The 17,443-nt window shown below is 67.6% G+C and carries 17 protein-coding genes and 3 tRNA genes; 8 read left to right on the top strand and 12 right to left on the bottom strand.

What is annotated here, in order from left to right:
* The first annotated feature begins 21 nt into the window (after positions 1–21).
* The 3 genes from AC5Y5B_RS09770 to AC5Y5B_RS09760 all read left to right on the top strand — a co-directional run bounded on the left by AC5Y5B_RS09770 (position 22) and on the right by AC5Y5B_RS09760 (position 1,283).
* A complete protein-coding gene (locus AC5Y5B_RS09770) occupies positions 22–918 on the top strand; it encodes a DUF3566 domain-containing protein (protein ID WP_500005247.1) in 897 nt (298 codons plus the stop codon).
* A gap of 70 nt (positions 919–988) precedes the next feature.
* Positions 989–1,062, top strand: a tRNA-Ile gene (locus AC5Y5B_RS09765).
* A 148-nt stretch (positions 1,063–1,210) separates the two neighbouring features.
* Positions 1,211–1,283 (top strand) — tRNA-Ala (locus AC5Y5B_RS09760).
* 17 nt (positions 1,284–1,300) lie between these two features.
* Here the strand turns inward: AC5Y5B_RS09760 and AC5Y5B_RS09755 are convergent.
* Entirely contained in the window at positions 1,301–1,870 is a 570-nt protein-coding gene (locus tag AC5Y5B_RS09755; RefSeq protein WP_500005246.1) for a TetR/AcrR family transcriptional regulator, read from the bottom strand.
* A gap of 197 nt (positions 1,871–2,067) precedes the next feature.
* On the opposite strand from AC5Y5B_RS09755, the gene AC5Y5B_RS09750 reads away from it, so the two are divergent.
* The gene (locus AC5Y5B_RS09750) at positions 2,068–3,282 is read left to right on the top strand and encodes a cytochrome P450 (RefSeq protein ID WP_112635170.1); all 1,215 of its coding nucleotides are present in this window, start codon (positions 2,068–2,070) and stop codon (positions 3,280–3,282) included.
* A 4-nt stretch (positions 3,283–3,286) separates the two neighbouring features.
* Here AC5Y5B_RS09750 and cwsA read toward each other — a convergent pair whose 3' ends face one another.
* Positions 3,287–3,721: a cell wall synthesis protein CwsA gene (gene cwsA / locus AC5Y5B_RS09745; protein ID WP_500005245.1), complete on the bottom strand. Its 435-nt coding sequence runs from the start codon at positions 3,719–3,721 to the stop codon at positions 3,287–3,289.
* A 125-nt stretch (positions 3,722–3,846) separates the two neighbouring features.
* Here cwsA and AC5Y5B_RS09740 point away from each other — a divergent pair, with 125 nt between their 5' ends.
* A complete protein-coding gene (locus AC5Y5B_RS09740; RefSeq protein ID WP_066861810.1) occupies positions 3,847–4,395 on the top strand; it encodes a peptidylprolyl isomerase in 549 nt (182 codons plus the stop codon).
* A 25-nt stretch (positions 4,396–4,420) separates the two neighbouring features.
* Here the strand turns inward: AC5Y5B_RS09740 and AC5Y5B_RS09735 are convergent, their stop codons facing one another.
* Positions 4,421–4,846 (bottom strand): PH domain-containing protein, encoded by a 426-nt coding sequence (locus AC5Y5B_RS09735; protein WP_500005244.1) that lies wholly within the window; start codon positions 4,844–4,846, stop codon positions 4,421–4,423.
* Positions 4,847–5,001: 155 nt separating this feature from the next.
* Positions 5,002–5,283 (bottom strand): cell division protein CrgA, encoded by a 282-nt coding sequence (gene crgA, locus AC5Y5B_RS09730; protein ID WP_112635166.1) that lies wholly within the window; start codon positions 5,281–5,283, stop codon positions 5,002–5,004.
* Positions 5,284–5,412: 129 nt separating this feature from the next.
* On the opposite strand from crgA, the gene AC5Y5B_RS09725 reads away from it, so the two are divergent.
* Positions 5,413–6,156, top strand: coding sequence for a DUF881 domain-containing protein (locus AC5Y5B_RS09725; protein WP_500005243.1), 744 nt, complete (start codon positions 5,413–5,415; stop codon positions 6,154–6,156).
* A 38-nt stretch (positions 6,157–6,194) separates the two neighbouring features.
* Positions 6,195–6,893: an aminodeoxychorismate/anthranilate synthase component II gene (locus AC5Y5B_RS09720; RefSeq protein WP_500005242.1), complete on the top strand. Its 699-nt coding sequence runs from the start codon at positions 6,195–6,197 to the stop codon at positions 6,891–6,893.
* Here AC5Y5B_RS09720 and pknB read toward each other — a convergent pair.
* The 7 genes from pknB to AC5Y5B_RS09685 all read right to left on the bottom strand — a co-directional run bounded on the left by pknB (position 6,871) and on the right by AC5Y5B_RS09685 (position 16,640).
* Positions 6,871–8,751 carry a Stk1 family PASTA domain-containing Ser/Thr kinase gene (gene pknB, locus AC5Y5B_RS09715; protein ID WP_500005241.1) on the bottom strand — a complete coding sequence of 627 codons (1,881 nt, stop codon included), beginning with the start codon at positions 8,749–8,751 and terminating at the stop codon, positions 6,871–6,873. The genes AC5Y5B_RS09720 and pknB overlap by 23 nt on opposite strands.
* Entirely contained in the window at positions 8,748–10,028 is a 1,281-nt protein-coding gene (locus AC5Y5B_RS09710) for a serine/threonine-protein kinase (protein ID WP_500005240.1), read from the bottom strand. Before AC5Y5B_RS09710 ends, pknB begins: the two co-directional genes overlap by 4 nt.
* Positions 10,025–11,503, bottom strand: a complete 1,479-nt coding sequence (pbpA, locus tag AC5Y5B_RS09705; protein WP_112632425.1) for a D,D-transpeptidase PbpA — start codon at positions 11,501–11,503, stop codon at positions 10,025–10,027. Before pbpA ends, AC5Y5B_RS09710 begins: the two co-directional genes overlap by 4 nt.
* Positions 11,500–12,909, bottom strand: coding sequence for an FtsW/RodA/SpoVE family cell cycle protein (locus tag AC5Y5B_RS09700; RefSeq protein ID WP_500005239.1), 1,410 nt, complete (start codon positions 12,907–12,909; stop codon positions 11,500–11,502). The genes pbpA and AC5Y5B_RS09700 overlap by 4 nt, the downstream gene beginning before the upstream one ends.
* Positions 12,906–14,414, bottom strand: coding sequence for a PP2C family protein-serine/threonine phosphatase (locus AC5Y5B_RS09695; RefSeq protein WP_500005238.1), 1,509 nt, complete (start codon positions 14,412–14,414; stop codon positions 12,906–12,908). The genes AC5Y5B_RS09700 and AC5Y5B_RS09695 overlap by 4 nt, the downstream gene beginning before the upstream one ends.
* Positions 14,411–14,878 (bottom strand): FHA domain-containing protein FhaB/FipA, encoded by a 468-nt coding sequence (locus AC5Y5B_RS09690; protein ID WP_007771646.1) that lies wholly within the window; start codon positions 14,876–14,878, stop codon positions 14,411–14,413. Before AC5Y5B_RS09690 ends, AC5Y5B_RS09695 begins: the two co-directional genes overlap by 4 nt.
* A 124-nt stretch (positions 14,879–15,002) precedes the next feature.
* Entirely contained in the window at positions 15,003–16,640 is a 1,638-nt protein-coding gene (locus AC5Y5B_RS09685; protein ID WP_500005237.1) for an FHA domain-containing protein, read from the bottom strand.
* A gap of 252 nt (positions 16,641–16,892) precedes the next feature.
* Between AC5Y5B_RS09685 and AC5Y5B_RS09680 the strand changes: the two genes are divergently transcribed.
* A tRNA-Leu gene (locus AC5Y5B_RS09680) sits at positions 16,893–16,975 on the top strand.
* A 79-nt stretch (positions 16,976–17,054) separates the two neighbouring features.
* On the opposite strand, the gene AC5Y5B_RS09675 is transcribed toward AC5Y5B_RS09680, so the two are convergent.
* On the bottom strand, positions 17,055–17,414 hold the full coding sequence (locus tag AC5Y5B_RS09675) for a nuclear transport factor 2 family protein (protein WP_112632526.1): 360 nt from the start codon (positions 17,412–17,414) through the stop codon (positions 17,055–17,057).
* Positions 17,415–17,443 lie beyond the last annotated feature (29 nt).

Genomic DNA, 17,443 nt, shown 5'->3' with positions numbered 1-17,443 from the left:
TAGGAGACCTAAGGAGTCGGGGTGACCTCACCGAACGAGCCGGGCGCCCCCAACAAGGGGGACGGCCCCAACGGGGATGGTTCGGTCGAGCGTGCCGGTGTGCGCCGCGCGGCGCCGCCGGCGCAGGGGGGCCGCGCCCAAGGCGCCCAGGAGGGCGGGGACGGACCACCGTGGCAGCGCGGTGGCGGCCGGCCCCAGCAGCCGGGGCCTCGACAGAACGAACCGCCCACCGAGAAGCGGCCCTCGGGCCAGGCCGGGGGCGTCGAGGCCAGGTTGAACCGCTTCATCTCCGGCACCGCGGCGCCCGGGGCGGGCGCTCCCTCGCACGCCAAAGATCCCGAGCCCGCCCGTCCTGAGACGTCGGCGACGGAGGCCTACGCGAGCGAGCTGCCGGATCTGTCCGGCCCGGTGCCGCGCGGCCCGCACCGCAAACCCGCCCCCGAGCGGCCCGCGGAGACGGCGAGCTCGTCGGGGGCCGGACGCTCGGCCACGGCCGAAAACCGGGAGAGCCGGGACAACCGCGACGGCCGGGTGCAGGTGTCGCGGCGCACGCGGGGCCCGGTGCGGGCCAGCATGCAGATCCGCCGCATCGATCCGTGGAGCACGTTGAAGGTCTCGCTGCTGCTCTCGGTGGCCCTGTTCTTCGTCTGGATGATTGCCGTCGCGTTCCTCTACCTGGTGCTCGGCGGAATGGGCGTGTGGTCGAAGTTGAACAGCAACGTCGGTGATTTGCTCAACAACACCAGCGGCAGCAGCGGCGAACTGGTATCCAGCGGCACGATTTTCGGCGGCGCCGTCCTGATCGGCCTGGTCAACATCGTGCTGCTGACCGCGATGGCCACCATCGCCGCGTTCGTCTACAACCTGACCACCGATCTGATCGGCGGTGTCGAGGTGACGCTGGCGGACCGCGACTAGCGTGGATGCTGCGCTTTTGGGAGTCGGGCGCGGATTGCGGTAATCTCGTCGCTCGGCCGTACGCGAGTACGGGCCTATAGCTCAGGCGGTTAGAGCGCTTCGCTGATAACGAAGAGGTCGGAGGTTCGAGTCCTCCTAGGCCCACAACCATGTGCCCGTCAAGACGTTGCGTAAGACTCGCACTGCCGCTGGGACTTATCGCCGTATTGGCAGCGGTGGCGTGGTCACGACGTGGAGTCGAGGTCTGGCACGTGGCTGTGGATGACCAAGGTCAACCACCCAGTCACGATGAGGGGCCTTAGCTCAGTTGGTAGAGCACCGCCTTTGCAAGGCGGGTGTCAGGGGTTCGATTCCCCTAGGCTCCACAGGCCAATCCCGTTCTTCACGCACCGGCGCCGTCCCCTGTTCCCCCATAGGACGCGCCGAGAAACCGTTCCACCAGGGCCCGTTCCGCGGCGGCGTCTTTGAGCGGCCAGCCCCACAGCGCCAGGAAGACGCGGATCAGCCACTGCGCCGCCAGGGGATCATCGTTGCCTGGCCCCAGCATCTCGGCGGCCAGGGCCGTCACGGTCGGTGAGCTGATGACCCAATCGCTGACCGGAGCGGCGTGGATCGAGCGCATGAGCTGGGCCAGCGGGTCGGAGCGCAGGCGTTCCAACGCCATGATCGTCGCGGTCACGACTCGCTCGGCGCCCGTGAGGTCCTTGATCGCTTCCCGGGTCGTATCGACGATGCGCGCGGCCTGGACACGAATCACGGCGTCGCGGATCGTCGCCTTGCCGCCGGCGTGCCGGTAGATCGTGGCCGGCGAGCAGTGCACCCGCGCCGCCAACGCCTCGATCGTGAAGCCGTCGTATCCGTGGCGCGCGATGAGGTCGGCCGCCGCGGTGTAGATCCGTTCGGTGGCCTCGCCGCGCCGATCCCGTCCGACCAACCAGTCGTCACCAGGCATCCATCCATGCTCCACCAGTCTGCGGCCTTCAGAAATACTTTTCGCGGCGTGAGAATTCGCACGTGTTATTTCTCAGCCGAAGGCGCTGCTGGCGACGGCCGGGGGGCAGTCCGCCGACCCCGGCCGCCGCGGCGAACGTTCCTCAACTTCTCCGCGCCCCATTGACCTACCGATGTTGCGCATCGAGCCTGAAACGCATGGCGGTCTTGGACAGCGCGATCCGGTTCTTCGGCAGCGACGCGATACAGGACCCCTATCCCCTGTTCGACCGCATGCGGGCCGAGGCGCCGGTGCACCGCATCGGCGATTCGGTGTTCTACGCCGTATGCGGTTGGGACGCAGTGCAAGAGGCGGTCGACCGGGTGGAGGATTTTTCGTCGAACCTTACCGCGACCATGGTCTTCGGGGACGACGGCACCATCACCCCGCTCGGCATGGGCGCGCCCGGGGATCCGATCCACACCCTGGCCACCGCCGACGACCCGGCGCACGCCGTACACCGCAAGATTCTGCTGCCGCACTTGTCGGCCAAGCGAATTCGGATCATCGAGGAATTCGCGCGCGCGACCGCCCACCGGCTCTGGGACGACAGCCTGCGAGACGGTCACATCGAGTGGATGAGCGCCCTCGCCAACCGGCTGCCCATGATGGTGGTGTGCAAGTTGTTGGGACTGCCCGACGACGACGTCGACAAACTCATCCGGCTCGGCTACGCCACCACCACGTTGCTCGACGGGATCGTCACAGCCGCGCAACTCACGCAGGCCGGGACGGCGGCAATGGAACTGTCGGGCTACGTCCTAGAGCATTTCGAAAAGGCAAGGGGCAGCGGCGAAGCCACGTTGATCGCCGACCTGGCCGCACGTTACGCCTCGGGTGAACTCGAGCAGGTGCCGGCCCTGGGCATCATGCTCACGCTCTTCAGCGCCGCCGGCGAATCGACGGCGTCGCTCCTGGGCAGCGCCGCGTGGATCCTCACGGACCGCCCCGCGATCCAGCTTCAGCTGCGCGAAAACCCGGAATTGCTAAGCGCTTTCATCGAAGAGGTGTTGCGCTTCGAGTCCCCGTTTCGCGGTCATTACCGCCACGTCTGGCGCGACACCACGCTCGGCGGGGTCGACGTACCGGCCAACGCACACCTGCTGCTGATGTGGGGAGCCGCCAACCGCGATCCGGCGCACTTCGACGCCCCCGGCGAATTTCGGCTCGACCGCGCCGCCGGCAAGACTCACCTGAGCTTCGGCAAGGGCGTGCATTTCTGCGTGGGGGCCGCGCTGGCCCGGCTGGAAGCCACAGTCGTCTTGAGCATGCTGCTCGAGCGCACCGCATGGATCGACGCGACGGACGTCGGGGAATGGCTGCCGAGCATTCTGGTGCGGCGCCGCGAACGGTTGCGGCTGGCCGCGCGCTGAGCGGTTACGGGCGCGGCTGCACGTCGACGCTGGGCGGGCGCGACTGGGGATCCTGGGGCTTCGCGCGCACGGAACGCCGGATGATGCTGAATGCGGCGGCGCCGCCGGCGAGGACGGCGACCGCGACTCCCGCGACAACGAGCGGGCGCTTGCCGCGCCGCTGCGCGCGCCGGGCGTCCTGCAACGCCTGAGGCAGGTTCGTCACCACTTCCTGTGCGGCGGCCAGCTCCTGGGCGACCGTTTCCTGGGCGGCGGCGAGTTCTCGGGCCAGGCGCCCCTCGCGGTAGCGGCGACGCAGCTGCGCCGCGGTCGACTGCGCCGACTGGACACTGAGGCCGACCACCCCCCGGGTGAGGTCCACGGGTCCCTGCGCCGAATAGCTCAGGCCGCGGGCCAATCGCTGCCGCGGGGTCAGCCGGGAATCCGCCTTCGCGCTCATCTGTCCGCCTTTCTGTCCCGTGGAACGAGCCCGCCGTGACGCTGGCCGGGTATCTGAACAGACTGCCAGCATAGGGGCGTCGGCCTCGCCTTGGGTGACACCGCGTGCGGCAACGCCCGTCCGTAGTGGCAGACTCTCATGCCGTGACCAACAGCCCCTTTCAGACTGCTACCGCCACGCTCCACACCAACCGCGGCGACATCAAGGTCGCCCTCTTCGGGAACCACGCGCCCAAGACCGTCGCCAACTTCGTTGGCCTGGCGCAGGGCACCAAGGAGTACTCGACGCAGAACGCATCGGGAGGCTCCTCCGGCCCCTTCTACGACGGCGCGGTCTTCCACCGGGTGATCCGGGGCTTCATGATTCAGGGTGGCGACCCGACCGGAACCGGTCGCGGCGGCCCGGGCTACAAGTTCGCCGACGAGTTCCACCCCGAACTGCAATTCGACAAGCCCTACCTGCTGGCGATGGCCAACGCGGGCCCGGGCACCAACGGCTCGCAGTTCTTCATCACCGTCGGCCAAACCCCGCACCTGAACCGGCGCCACACGATCTTCGGCGAAGTCACCGATCCGGAGTCGCAAAAGGTCGTCGACGCCATCTCCACGACCAGCACCGACGGCAACGACCGGCCCACCGAGCCGGTCGTCATCGAGTCGATCACCATCTCCTGAACCCGGCAGCGACGCCGCGGGCCGTTCAGCGCTGCTGGGGGCCCGCGTAGCCGGCTTCGGTGAGCGCGTCGAGGACCTCGACCGGGTCCGTCCCGAGGTCCCAGCGGGAGAACAGCACCAGGTCACCGTCGGCGGTCTCGACCTCGAGTAACCGCACCCTGCGCCCGTAGCGGCGGAACTCGATGATGCGGATGATCTTGATGTCCGGATGCTGCAATACCTGCGTTCGGATCCAGCCGCGCAGCACGAGGCCGTCGGGCGTGATTGCCAGCTTGGGACGCGCGCGCCACGACACGCCGGCAAACAAGAGCAGACCCGCCGCGGCAACGCCCGCCAGAATCCGCCCCGGCGGGTCTGTGACCAAGGTCACAGCGGCGATAGCCATTAAAACGCCCGCGGCTCCACAACCAGCGATTCCCGCTGTGTGCGGCTCCCATTGTGTTTGCTGCATGCCGTCCTTAGCCCCTCCCACCACTGCCTATGCAGTTATCCACATCAGCTATCAACAGTGGGGATAAATCACACGCGTGTGATTGGGTGGTCGGAAAGTTGCTGACGAGGTACCAGATCAGCCCAAAAATGAATTCATTCCGCCGGCCGTACCGCTCAGTGCCAGCGCATCGTGAGCAACAACCCGGTGATCATGAAAGCGAACGCGATCGCGTAGTTCCACGGGCCCAGTTGCGCCATCCAATTGAGGGCCGCCGGCGCCTGGCTCCCGACGGCGGCCAACTGGAACACCATCAGCCAGACGAGGCCGATCAGCATCAGACCGATGAACAACGCGACGAACCACACGCTCGACGGCCCGACCTTGACCTTCACCGGGGTGCGGCTGACCGCAGTGACGGTGAAGTCGTTCTTCTTGCGGACCTTGGACTTGGGCATGATTACCTCGCGGATTACCTCAACGACACGGTGAGCGGGACGGGGTGCAACGATAAACACTGCAGTCGCACCCATAGCTTGGCTACGAGACTAACTCACCTGGGGCGGTGACCAGGAAATGGAGACTCGATGATCCAGACGCGCCGGTCGCCATGGCGCTTTGGCGTCCCGGTGGTGTGTCTGCTGGCCGGACTGCTGCTCGCCGCCACCCACGGCGTCTCCGGCGGCGCCGAAATCCGCCGCAGCGACGCCCCGCGGCTGGTGGACCTGGTCCGCGAGACCCAGTCATCGGTGAACCGCCTCAGCGCCCAACGCGAGCAACTGACGGGCAAGATCGACGCCGCCCACGGCCGGTCCTCCGACGCCGCCCTGGCGGCCATGCGCCGCCGCTCCACGCAGCTCGCCGACGCCGCGGGAATGAGCCCGGTGCACGGCCCGGGGCTGGTGGTCACGCTGGCCGACGCCCAGCGCGACGCCAACGGCCGCTTCCCGCGCGACGCCTCCCCCGACGACCTGGTGGTGCATCAACAGGACATCGAGGCCGTGCTCAACGCCCTGTGGAGCGCCGGCGCGGAGGCGATCCAGATGCAAGACCAGCGGATCATCGCCACGTCGGTGCCGCGCTGCGTCGGCAACACGCTGCTGCTCAACGGGCGCACCTACAGCCCGCCGTACACCATCACCGCGATCGGCAACGCGGCGGCCATGCAGGCCGCGCTCGCCGCCGCCCCGCTGGTGATCCTGTACAAGCAGTACGCGGTCCGCTTCGGCCTCGGCTACGACGAAGAGGTGAAGCCCGACGTGCAGGTCGTCGGTCATGTCGAGCCCGACCGGTTGCATTTCGCGCAGCCCAACGGCCCCGTCGGCTACTGACCAGCTGCGCGGGCGCCGGCGGACGGTAGCCTGACACGATGCGGATCCTGGTCGTCGACAACTACGACAGCTTCGTGTTCAACCTGGTGCAGTACCTCGGTCAGCTGGGTGTGGACGCCGAAGTCTGGCGCAACGACGACACCCGGCTCTCCGACCCCTCGGCCGATCATGCCGCCGTCGCCCGGCAATTCGCCGGGGTGCTGCTTTCTCCGGGGCCGGGCACCCCGGACCGCGCGGGCGCCTCGATTCCGATGGTGCGCGCCTGCGCCGCCGAGCGGACCCCCCTGCTCGGGGTCTGCCTGGGGCACCAGGCCATCGGAGTGGCATTCGGCGCCACCGTCGACCGCGCCCCCGAACTGCTGCACGGCAAGACCAGCAGCGTCTACCACACCAACGTTGGTGTGCTGCAAGGACTTCCAGATCCGTTCACGGCCACCCGCTACCACTCGCTGACCATTCTGCCCGAGTCGCTGCCGCCGGTGCTGCAGGTCACGGCCCACACGACGAGCGGTGTGATCATGGGGGTGCGGCACACCGACTTGCCGATCCACGGTGTCCAGTTCCACCCGGAATCGATCCTGACCGAAGGCGGTCACCGGATGCTGGCGAACTGGCTCGCCGATTGCGGGTGGGAGCGCGACGACACGTTGGTGCGCAGGCTCGAGAACGACGTGCACGCCGCGGTGCGGCCGTACTTCCCGGCCGATCCGACGGCTACTGACCGAACTTCAGCGTGATGATGCCGTCGCGGTTGACCCCGGCGCCCGCCGGCGGGTTCTGATACACCACCCGATGGGACTGGGAGCCCCCGGCGTCGACGTCGGCGCCCTTGTCCAGGATGCCCGTCCAGCCCAGCGCCCGTAGCCGCGGCTCGGCGTCGGTCCAGAACATGCCGGACAGGTCGGGCATGACGAACTGGTTGCCCTTGGACACCTGTAGCTCGATCACCGAATCCACCGGAACCATCTGGCCCTTGGGCGGATTGGTGCCGATCACCTCGCCGGCCGGGCGGGTGCTGTCCACCTGCACCTGGGTGACCTTGCTGAACCCGTAGACCGTCAGGTTCTTCTGCGCGATGTCCACGGTCTGGCCGGCGATATCGGGGACCTGCTTGGTCTCGGGTCCGGAGCCGACGATGAGGGTGACGACGTTGGTGATCGCCGACGTCTGGTTGGCCGGCGGGTTGGTCCCGATCACCTTGCCCAGCAGTTCGGGGGTCGACGGCGAGTTGGCCTGCTTGAACTTGCTGAAGCCCGCGGCCTTGAGCTTGGTGACGGCATCGGCGTAGCTCAGCGAGGAGACGTCCGGCACCTCGCGCTGTTCGGGGCCGGTGGAAACGTTGATGGTGATCTCGTCGCCCGCATTGACCGACGCGTTGGCACCCGGGTCGGTACCGATGACGTGATCGGGCGGGATCGCCGAATCCGGCTTCTGCAATGTGCGGGTCTTGAAGCCGCGGTTCTGCAGGGCCGCGATGGCATCGGCGGACACCTGCCCGCGCACATCGGGCACCTGGACGTCACGGGCGCCGCCGCCAAAGGTGTTGAAAGCAATGACGACAACGATCGTCAGGACGGCCAGCGCGGCCACCGCGACGATCCAGCGGCCGACCGAACCGACGCTGCGGTCCTCACCCGCGTCGGCGAGAACCTGACGCGGCAGCGGGTCGGTGCGCGACGGGCCGGCACCGCCCGCCCCGGACGACAGCAGCGAGCTGCGGTCGGCGTCGGTGAGCACCTTGGGCGCCTCGGGCTTCTCGCCGTTGTGCACCCGGATCAGATCGGCCCGCATCTCCGCCGCGGTCTGATAGCGGTTGTCGGGATTTTTGGCCAGCGCCTTGAGCACCACGGCGTCGAGATCGGCGGAGATGCCGTCGTGCCGCTGCGATGGCGGGACCGGGTCTTCCCGAACATGTTGATAGGCAACGGCAACCGGCGAATCCCCGGTGAAAGGCGGCTCGCCCGTGAGGATTTCGTAGAGCACGCAACCCAGGGAGTACACGTCGGAACGAGCGTCGACGGTGTCACCGCGGGCCTGTTCGGGGGACAGGTACTGCGCGGTTCCGATCACCGCGGCGGTCTGGGTGACGCTGTTGCCGCTGTCGGCGATCGCACGGGCGATGCCGAAGTCCATCACCTTGACCGCGTTGGTGGTGCTGATCATGATGTTGGCCGGCTTGACGTCGCGGTGGATGATGCCGTTCTGGTGGCTGAAGTTCAACGCCTGGCACGCGTCGGCGATGATCTCGATGGCCCGGCGCGGCGGCAGCGGACCATCGGTGTGCACGATGTCGCGCAGGGTGACGCCGTCGACGTACTCCATGACGATGTAGGGCAGCGGCCCGGTCGGCGTCTCGGCCTCGCCGGTGTCGTAGACGGCGACGATGGACGGGTGATTCAACGCGGCGGCGTTTTGCGCCTCGCGCCGGAAGCGAAGGTAGAAGCTGGGATCGCGGGCCAGATCGGCGCGCAGCACCTTGACCGCGACATCGCGGTGCAAGCGGACATCGCGGGCCAGGTGAACCTCGGACATACCCCCGAAGCCGAGGATTTCGCCCAGTTCATAGCGGTCGGACAGGTGCTGCGGCGTGGTCATTGCGGTGTTCCGTGTCGGGCCGGCACGTTGGTGAAGCCGGAAGCCCCTATTGTCCCGTCATCCGGCCAATTAAGCCGCATACCCGGTTGGGCACCCGAGCCGCTCGGTGTCTTGCTCGCCGGCGCGGATGCGGGAGGGGTCCCGGTGTCGGTCACGGTCGGCGGCTGTTGCTGCTGGTCCGCCCGCGAATTGATGACGATGAGCACCGCGATGATGATCGCCAGCGCGCCGAGCACCCCGGCCGCCCACAGCAGCGCGCGCTGACCCGACGAGAAGGTGCGCCGGGCCGGGGGTGGGCGGTGGCCGCCGGTGGTCGGCCGCGACCGGCGCGGCGCGGCGCTGCGGCCCGGCGACACCGCGGCGGCACGAGTGGTGGGGCTGGACGGAATGGCCGCCGGCGAAGCCCGGCCGGCGGGCGGTGTCGCGCTGGGCCGCGGCGGACGACGACCGGCGCGCACCGCCGACACGGCGTCGGCGAACGGTCCCCCGCTGCGATACCGCATCGCGGGGTTCTTCACCAGCGTGATCTCGATGAGTTCGCGCACGTTGGGCGGCAGCTCCGCGGGCAGCGGCGGCGGCGGTTCCTTGATGTGCTTCATCGCCACCGTCAGCGCGCCGTCACCGGTAAACGGCCGCTTACCCGAAACAACTTCGTAGCCAACGACTCCCAGCGAGTACACGTCGCTGGACGGGGTGGCGTCGTGACCCAGCGCCTGTTCGGGCGCGATGTACTGGGCGGTGCCCATCACCATCCCCGTCTGGGTCACCGGTGCGGCATCGACGGCCTTGGCGATACCGAAGTCGGTGATCTTCACCTGGCCGGTCGGGGTGATCAGGATGTTTCCCGGTTTGACGTCGCGGTGCACCAGGCCGGCGGCGTGCGCCACCTGCAGAGCGCGACCGGTCTGTTCCAGCATGTCCAGCGCGTGCCGCAGCGACAGCCGGCCGGTGCGCTTGAGCACCGAGTTCAGCGGCTCGCCGTTGACCAGCTCCATCACCAGGTACGCGGTCCGGCCTTCCCCGTCGAGCTGGCTTTCGCCGTAGTCATGGACGGCGGCGATGCCGGGGTGGTTGAGCATCGCGGTGGTGCGTGCCTCGGCGCGGAACCGTTCGATGAACTCCGGGTCCTGGGAGAACTCCTGCTTGAGCACCTTGACCGCGACGCGCCGGCCCAGCCGGCTATCCACCGCCTCCCACACCTGACCCATGCCGCCGGTGGCGATCAGGCGCTGAAGGCGGTATCTGCCTGACAGCGTCACACCAACTCGCGGGCTCATGGTCCTCCCTGTAGCGCAGCCTGGATCACAGCCCGTCCGATCGGCGCGGCGAGTGCACCCCCCGTCGCGGACAGGCGGTCGGCGCCATTCTCCACCAACACCGCCACCGCGACCTTCGGGGTCTGTGCGGGCGCGAACGCGATGTACCACGCGTGCGGCGGGGTGTGCCGCGGATCGCTGCCATGCTCTGCGGTACCAGTCTTCGATGCGATCTGCACGCCGGGAATGGCCCCTTTCTGCTGTGCGACCTTCTCGGCGCCGACCATCAGCTCTGTTAGCTTAGCGGCGACCTGCGGCGACACGGCGCGCCGCTGCTCATACGGGGCCGTGGTGCTGATGGTGGTCAGGTCGGGCCCCTTGAGGCTGTCGATCAGGTAGGGCTGCATCGTCACCCCATCGTTCGCGATGGTCGCGGCGATCTCGGCGTTCTGCAGGGGCGTCATAGCGACATCCTTCTGGCCGATGCTCGTCATTCCCAGCGCCGCGGCGTCCGGAATGATCCCGATGGTCGATTCCGCGACCTGCAGCGGGATGACACTGGGCGTGCTGTCCAGCCCGAACGAGTGCGCCATGTTGCGCAGCGCGTCGGATCCCGTGAGCATTCCGAGCTGGACAAACGCGGTGTTGCAGGACAGCGCGAAGGCCTGCTGCAGCGACACCGTCGGCTCGCTTCCACACGGTTCCCCACCGTAGTTCTCCAACGATGCGGTGCTGTTGGGTAGCGGAATCGAGCGCGCGGCCGTCAGCTGCTGGGTGTCGGACGCACCGGCCTGCAGCGCCGCCGCGGTGGTGATGACCTTGAAGGTGGATCCGGGCGGGTAGGTCTCCGAGATGGCGCGGTTGGTCAGCGGATTGTTCGGGTCATCCCGCAACTTCTGCCACGCCTGGGCTTGCACCTCGGGGTCGTGCGACGACAGCAGGTTGGGGTCATACGACGGCGACGACACCATCGCCAGGATCCGGCCGGTCGACGGCTCGAGGGCGACGACGGCGCCCTTGCAAGGCGGACCGCCGCAGCCCTGCTGCATCGCGTCCCAGGCGGCCTGCTGCACCCGCGGCTTGATCGTGGTGTCGACGTTCGCGCCGCGCGGATCGCGACCGGTGAAGAAGTCGGCCAGCCTGCGCCCGAACAACCGCTCGTCGGAGCCGTTCAAGAGCGGATCCTCGGCACGCTCCAGGCCGGTACTGGAATAGCGCAGCGAGTAGAACCCGGTGACCGGCGCGTACACCGCGGGGTTGGGGTAGACGCGCAGGAAACGGTAGCGGTTGTCGGTGGCGGCCGAGTAGGCCAACAGCTGGCCGCCGGCCACGATCTGGCCGCGCTGGCGCGAATACTCGTCGAGCAGGACTCGCTGGTTGCGGGGGTCGGCACGCAGCGAGTCGGCGGCGAAGACCTGCGTCATCGTGGCGTTGATCAACAGCAACACGATCAACGCCATCACGGTCACCGAGATCCGGCGCAGGGAGGCGTTCATACTTTCTCGATCACCTCGGTGCCGGCCGCCGCGATCGACGGCTCGTTGCGTGCGCGGGTGCGCAAGGGACGACGGGCGCTGTGCGAGATGCGCGCCAGGATGGCCAGCAGCACGTAGTTCGCCAGTAGGGACGAGCCGCCGTAGGACATCCACGGGGTGGTCAACCCGGTGAGGGGAATGAGCTGGGTTACCCCGCCGACGACGATGAACAGCTGAAGGGCCAGCGTCGACGCCAGCCCCGCGGCGAGCAGCTTGCCGAAGCTGTCGCGGGTGGCGATGGCCGTGCGCAAGCCGCGCACGATGACGATGGTGTAGAGCATCAAAATGCTGGCCAGGCCCACCAGCCCGAGCTCTTCGCCGAACGCGGCGATGATGAAGTCGGTCGAGGCGGCGGGCACGGTGTCCGGCTGACCGTTACCGAGGCCGGTGCCGAAGATGCCGCCGGTGGCGAAGCTGAAGAGCGACTGGACGATTTGGTAGCCGCTGCCGTCGGGGTCGGAGAACGGGTCCCACCACATCTGCACCCGCACCCGAACGTGGGCGAAAATGTAATACGCGACAACGCTTCCCGCGACGAACAGCACCAGGCCGATGCCCACCCAACTAAAGCGTTGGGTGGCAAGGTAGACCACCACCAGAAACGACGTGTAGAGCAATAGCGAAGTGCCGAGGTCTTTTTCGAAGGCCATCACGCCGACGGAGATCACCCACGCCGCCAGCAGGGGCGCGAGGTCGCGGGGACGGGGCAGCGTCAGTCCCATGAAATGCTTACCGACGCTGGTGAACAGGCCCCGCTTGGCGATCAGCACCGCGGAGAAAAAGATCAGCAGCAGAATCTTGGAGAACTCGGCGGGCTGAATTGAGAAGCCGGGCAAGCGAATCCAGATCTTGGCGCCGTTCTGTTCGGACAGCGATGCCGGCAGCAGGGCGGGGATCACCAGCAAGATCAGACCGACCAGTCCGCAGATGTAGCCGTAGCGCGCCAGCTGCCGATGGTCTTTCAAGAACGTGACCACCAGAGAGAACGTCACCACGCCGATCAGGGTCCACAGCATCTGCTGGGTCGCGCTGGGGTGGTGCCGGCCGCTGAGCTGATTGGTGACCAGATCGAGCCGGTGAATCATCACCAGGCCAAGTCCGTTGAGCAACGCCACAATTGGCAGCAGCAGCGGATCGGTGTAAGGCGCGAAGCGCCTGATGGCCATGTGTGCCGAGCCGAAGACGACGAGAAACACCAGCCCGTAGCTGATGGCGGTCCAGTGCAGGTTGCGCTCTTGGTTGGCTTCGACTATCAGCAGCGCGGCGACGGTGATCAGTGAGGCGAAGCCCAGAAGCAACAACTCGGCATTGCGCCGGGTGGGCAACGGGGGGGTGACCGCGACCGGCGGCTGGAGTTGTGTGGTCATGCCACCGTCCGGCAATCGATGCCCGGTTGTGGTGGCGGCCCGGGAAGCGCGGTGACTGTCTGCGACGTGGTCGTCGGACCTGCCGGCGCAGAGTTCGCGGGGCCGTTGGCGCTCGTGCTCGGTGGGGGGATGGCGCTCGAAGAGCTGGTCGTCGGTGGTGCCGGTGCTGCTGTGGTGCCGGATTCTGGTGTTCCGCTGCGGGGGGTGGATGATGCGGGCGGCGACGTGGCGCGCGGGGGCGGACAGATCGGCAGCAGATACTCGGCCAGCAGTTGCCGCAGTTGCGATTCGGCCTGGTCCAGGCTGCCGCCCGGCAGCCCGGTTTGCACCTGGACCTGTCCTGGGCGGCGCAGGTCTTGCGGCGTCATCAGCTGGCAACTGGAATGGCCGCCGGTCTGCCCGTAGCTGACCAGGGACAGCTCGTTGCGGGTGTTGAGGCAGCCCACCAGGTAGGGCTGCTGCAACGGCACACCCAGCAGCGTGCCCTGAATGCCACGGACGATGGAGATCTTGCCGCTGTATTCCGCGACGTAGTAGTTGCGTTGGATGACCCACCATCCGACGGTGAGGCCGGCGAATACCACTAGCACCGCCAGCGCGACCGCGAAGAACATCTTCCGCCGCGACCAGCGCGGCCGGTTCGGTGTTTCCGGTTGCGGCGCAACGCGTTTGGCGGACTCATCGCGCGGCCGGATCGCAGAGGCGCGTCCGGCGGAAGTGTTCGGCAGGGTCATCTGATCCTCGTCGCCGGACACCGCGCCGGCGAGGATCGGCTGGGTCTGCCCGTAGTCGTAGTCGACCACGTCGGCGACCACGACGGTCACGTTGTCCGGGCCGCCGCCGCGCAGCGCCAACTCGATGAGCCGGTAGGCGGCCTCGGCCACGTCGGGGATCTGCAGCGCCTCGAGAATGGTTTCGTCGCTCACCGGATCCGACAACCCATCGGAGCACAGCAGATAGCGATCGCCCGCGCGCGCCTCGCGCATGGTCAACGTCGGCTCCACCTCGTGACCGGTCAGCGCCCGCATGATCAGCGACCGCTGCGGGTGGCTGTGGGCCTCTTCCCGAGTGATCCGGCCTTCGTCGACCAAGGTCTGGACGAACGTGTCGTCCTTGGTGATTTGAGTGAGCTCGCCGTCGCGCAGCAGATAGCCCCGCGAGTCACCGATGTGCACCATCCCGATGCGGTCGCCGGCGAACAGGATCGCGGTGAGGGTGGTGCCCATCCCCTCCAGCTCGGGTTCGGCTTCGACCTGCGCGGCGATGGCCGCATTGCCGGAGCGGACCGCGTCGTCGAGCTTGGCCAGCAGATCGCCGCCCGGCTCGTCGTCGTCGAGGTGGGCCAGCGCGGCGATCACCAGCTGGGATGCCACCTCACCGGCGGCGTGGCCGCCCATGCCGTCGGCCAGCGCGAGCAGTCGCGCGCCGGCATAGACCGAGTCTTCATTGTTGGCGCGTACCAGGCCGCGATCGCTCCGCGCGGCATACCGCAGGACCAGCGTCACGGGCGCAACTCGATCGCCGTTTTGCCGATCCGAATCGGCGTTCCGATTGGAACTCGTACCGCAGTCGTCACCTTCGCCCTGTCAAGGTAAGTACCGTTGGTCGATCCTAGATCCTCGACGTACCACTCCGAGCCGCGCTGAGACAGCCGGGCGTGCCGCGTCGAGGCGTAGTCGTCGGTGAGCACCAGCGTGGAGTCGTCGGCCCGTCCGATCAGTACCGGCTGTCCACTGAGGGTGATGCGTCCGCCCGCCAGCGCCCCTTCGGTGACCACCAGATAACGGGCCGCATGCCGGCGCTGACGAGAAGGCAGCAGCGTGCTGCGCAGTGCCAACCCCCGTCGCACCATGACAGCACCGGTGGGCGCGTAGATGTCTGTCCGAAGGATTCGCAGCACGGACCAGATGAATACCCACAGCAGCATTAAAAATCCGGCGCGCGTCAGCTGCAGTACCAGTCCCTGCATCTGGCGTCCTTTCCGTCCTAGCGTCGCATCCCTGGCGCCCGTGACTCCGAGCACATCGGCTACGTCACGATACTTGGACGGCGGTCGACACGGGGCGAAGCACGGCAGCGGTAAGCCCAGTGGCTTAGTGGATCCGGACGATGATCTCCGAATGGCCCAAGCGGATCACGTCGCCGTCGGCGAGTTGCCACTCCTGGATCGGTGCGTTGTTCACCGTGGTGCCATTGGTCGAATTCAGATCCGAGAGCAGCGCGACTTGTCCGTCCCAGCGGATCTCGAGGTGACGCCGTGACACGCCGGTGTCGGGCAACCGGAACTGAGCGTCCTGGCCTCGCCCCACGATGTTGGAGCCCTCGCGGAGCTGGTAGGTGCGACCGCTGCCGTCGTCGAGCTGCAGAGTGATCGTGGTCCCGCCGGCCCCATAACCGCCTTGGCCGTAGCCGCCGTAACCACCCGCCTGCTGGCCGTAGTCGGCGGGCTGGCCGTAGTCGGCCTGCTGGCCGTAGTCCGCCGGCTGCCCGTACTCCGCCTGCTGGCCGTACTCGTACTCGGGGCTGGCCGCCTCGGGGTAGCCGCCGGCCTGACCGCCGTAGGTGCCGCCCTGCGCGTGCTCGGAGTACTGGGTGTACTCGCCGGAGCCGTAGTCCTGGCGGCCGTATCCCCCGCCCTGCTGGTAGCCCTGGTCGTAGCCACCGCCCTGCTCGGGATAGGCGGGTCGTTGTTCTGGCGGGGCGTAACCGCCCTCGTCCTGGCGGGCCGGACCACGACCGTAATCGCCGTATCCGCCGTAGCCCTGCTGACCGCCACCCTGCTGACCGCCGGGGGGCCCGAAGCCGCCGCCTTGGCGGTAGCCCTGGTCGTAACCCTGGCCGCCGTAACCGCCGGGGGCGGGCGGACGCTGCTCGTATGACTGCGGGTAACCGCCCTGCCCCTGCTCGGGGTAGCCGCGCTGATCTTGGTAGCCCTGCTGAGGGGGATAGCCGCCCTGCCCTTGCTGGTCGGGATAGCCGCGCTGTTCTTGGTAGCCCTGCGCCGGCGGGTAGCCGCCGTGCCCCTGCTCGGGGTAGCCGCCCTGCTCCGGGTAAGCGCCCTGGTCGGGGTGTCGGGGCGGCGGGTAGCCCTGCTGAGGCGGATAGCCCCCCTGCTCGGGCGGATATCCGCCCCGCTGGTCGGGTGCGCCCTGCTGGTCCGGGCCACCACGTGCCTCGTCCTGGGGACGCCCATAGCGGTCGTCGTAGTACTCGTCGCCGGGGCGCCCTGGCCCCTGAGCCCCGCGGTAGCCAGAATTGTCAGTCATTGCTGCTACTCCTCGTTCTTCGCCGAACGCATTATTTGATTGTGGCCGGACGGGATCGTCGACCGTCGGGCGGGGCTGGACATCAGGGTTGACAGCACCGCGGGCGCGGTACTGGCCGGTGTGCAGGTTCGTCGACTGCTCGAACCGGACGACCACCTCACCATACGTTTGCCACCCCTGTTCGTGGATGTAGTCAGCCAAGTACCTCGCGAAAGCGCTCGACGTGAGATCCGGATCGGCGCTCACCTTCTCGAAGTCGTGCATACCGAGGGTAATGATGTATTCGTTGGGGGCCAAAAGGCGATTTCCGTGAAGCTGCTGCACGCCGTCACGCGCTTCGCGGCATAACAGGGCTTCGACCTCTTGGGGAACGACCGATCCACCGAATACCCGGGCGAAGGCATTGTCTACCGTCGCCTCGAGCTTGCGCTCGATCCGCGCGACCAGCCCCCGTTGGCTACCCATGTCCTACCGTTCGTGTGCACTTGCCATGAGGTATTGCCGGTGGACGGCAAACGAATCAGCCCGGTGCTGGATCACTCCCGCATGGTATCGGGACATCGTGCCGCCGCGGCACTTTCGAAATTGTGAGAACTGCATCGGCCCAGTTCAGAGCGATGCGGGCGGACCGGTCGCAGCACGCGACGGTGTACGGGCCCACTGCGGCGGTTCGGGGATCGGGCCATTAGAGTGATATGGTCCATCGGTTGTTTTTCCGGGCGAGTGGCGGAATGGCAGACGCGCTGGCTTCAGGTGCCAGTGTCCTTCGGGACGTGGGGGTTCAAGTCCCCCTTCGCCCACACTGAGCGGTTCGACGAAAGGTCACGGCCTCGCAAGAGGTCGTGACTTTCGTGTTTGTGGGAAAGGCTTCTCGCCCTGCTATGGGTCGACGACGTGGTAGGTGCCGCGGCCCTCGATGACCGCGTCGCCGGCGAAGGTCAGGATCTCGTTGACCAAGTTCCCGCTCTGGTTGCGGTAATTGATGACGATCGTGTCGACGCCTTGGTAGACGCCTTCGACGGTGAACCGGAGCCCGGGGATGCGTGCGACGGCCTCGGTCCAGTACCGCCGTAGGGCGTCCTTACCGCGAACGACGCCGCCCGTCGCCGGGAGGAGCTCGGCGGCTACCGGTGACGTGAACACGACGTCGTCATGGAAGTCGGCGAGTACTGCTTCGACGTCATGGGCGTTCCAATTGCGCACCCATCGTTCACTGAACTCGACGGCATCGACATTCATGCTCTGCACCGTAGCGGCGGGGTCCGGCG

This window comes from Mycobacterium sp. NGS33 (genome assembly GCF_059812885.1).
Note: the sequence above shows the minus strand (reverse complement) of the source record. Positions and strands in the feature narration are given on the sequence as shown.

Bases quoted from the DNA above. Each gene is read 5' to 3' on its own strand.
- AC5Y5B_RS09755 (WP_500005246.1), bottom strand. From the start codon at position 1,870: ATGCCTGGTGACGACTGGTTGGTCGGACGGGATCGGCGCGGCGAGGCC.
- AC5Y5B_RS09750 (WP_112635170.1), top strand. From the start codon at position 2,068: ATGGCGGTCTTGGACAGCGCGATCCGGTTCTTCGGCAGCGACGCGATA.
- cwsA (WP_500005245.1), bottom strand. From the start codon at position 3,721: ATGAGCGCGAAGGCGGATTCCCGGCTGACCCCGCGGCAGCGATTGGCC.
- AC5Y5B_RS09735 (WP_500005244.1), bottom strand. From the start codon at position 4,846: ATGCAGCAAACACAATGGGAGCCGCACACAGCGGGAATCGCTGGTTGT.
- crgA (WP_112635166.1), bottom strand. From the start codon at position 5,283: ATGCCCAAGTCCAAGGTCCGCAAGAAGAACGACTTCACCGTCACTGCG.
- AC5Y5B_RS09725 (WP_500005243.1), top strand. From the start codon at position 5,413: ATGATCCAGACGCGCCGGTCGCCATGGCGCTTTGGCGTCCCGGTGGTG.
- AC5Y5B_RS09720 (WP_500005242.1), top strand. From the start codon at position 6,195: ATGCGGATCCTGGTCGTCGACAACTACGACAGCTTCGTGTTCAACCTG.
- pknB (WP_500005241.1), bottom strand. From the start codon at position 8,751: ATGACCACGCCGCAGCACCTGTCCGACCGCTATGAACTGGGCGAAATC.
- AC5Y5B_RS09710 (WP_500005240.1), bottom strand. From the start codon at position 10,028: ATGAGCCCGCGAGTTGGTGTGACGCTGTCAGGCAGATACCGCCTTCAG.
- pbpA (WP_112632425.1), bottom strand. From the start codon at position 11,503: ATGAACGCCTCCCTGCGCCGGATCTCGGTGACCGTGATGGCGTTGATC.
- AC5Y5B_RS09700 (WP_500005239.1), bottom strand. From the start codon at position 12,909: ATGACCACACAACTCCAGCCGCCGGTCGCGGTCACCCCCCCGTTGCCC.
- AC5Y5B_RS09690 (WP_007771646.1), bottom strand. From the start codon at position 14,878: ATGCAGGGACTGGTACTGCAGCTGACGCGCGCCGGATTTTTAATGCTG.
- AC5Y5B_RS09685 (WP_500005237.1), bottom strand. From the start codon at position 16,640: ATGGGTAGCCAACGGGGGCTGGTCGCGCGGATCGAGCGCAAGCTCGAG.
- AC5Y5B_RS09675 (WP_112632526.1), bottom strand. From the start codon at position 17,414: ATGAATGTCGATGCCGTCGAGTTCAGTGAACGATGGGTGCGCAATTGG.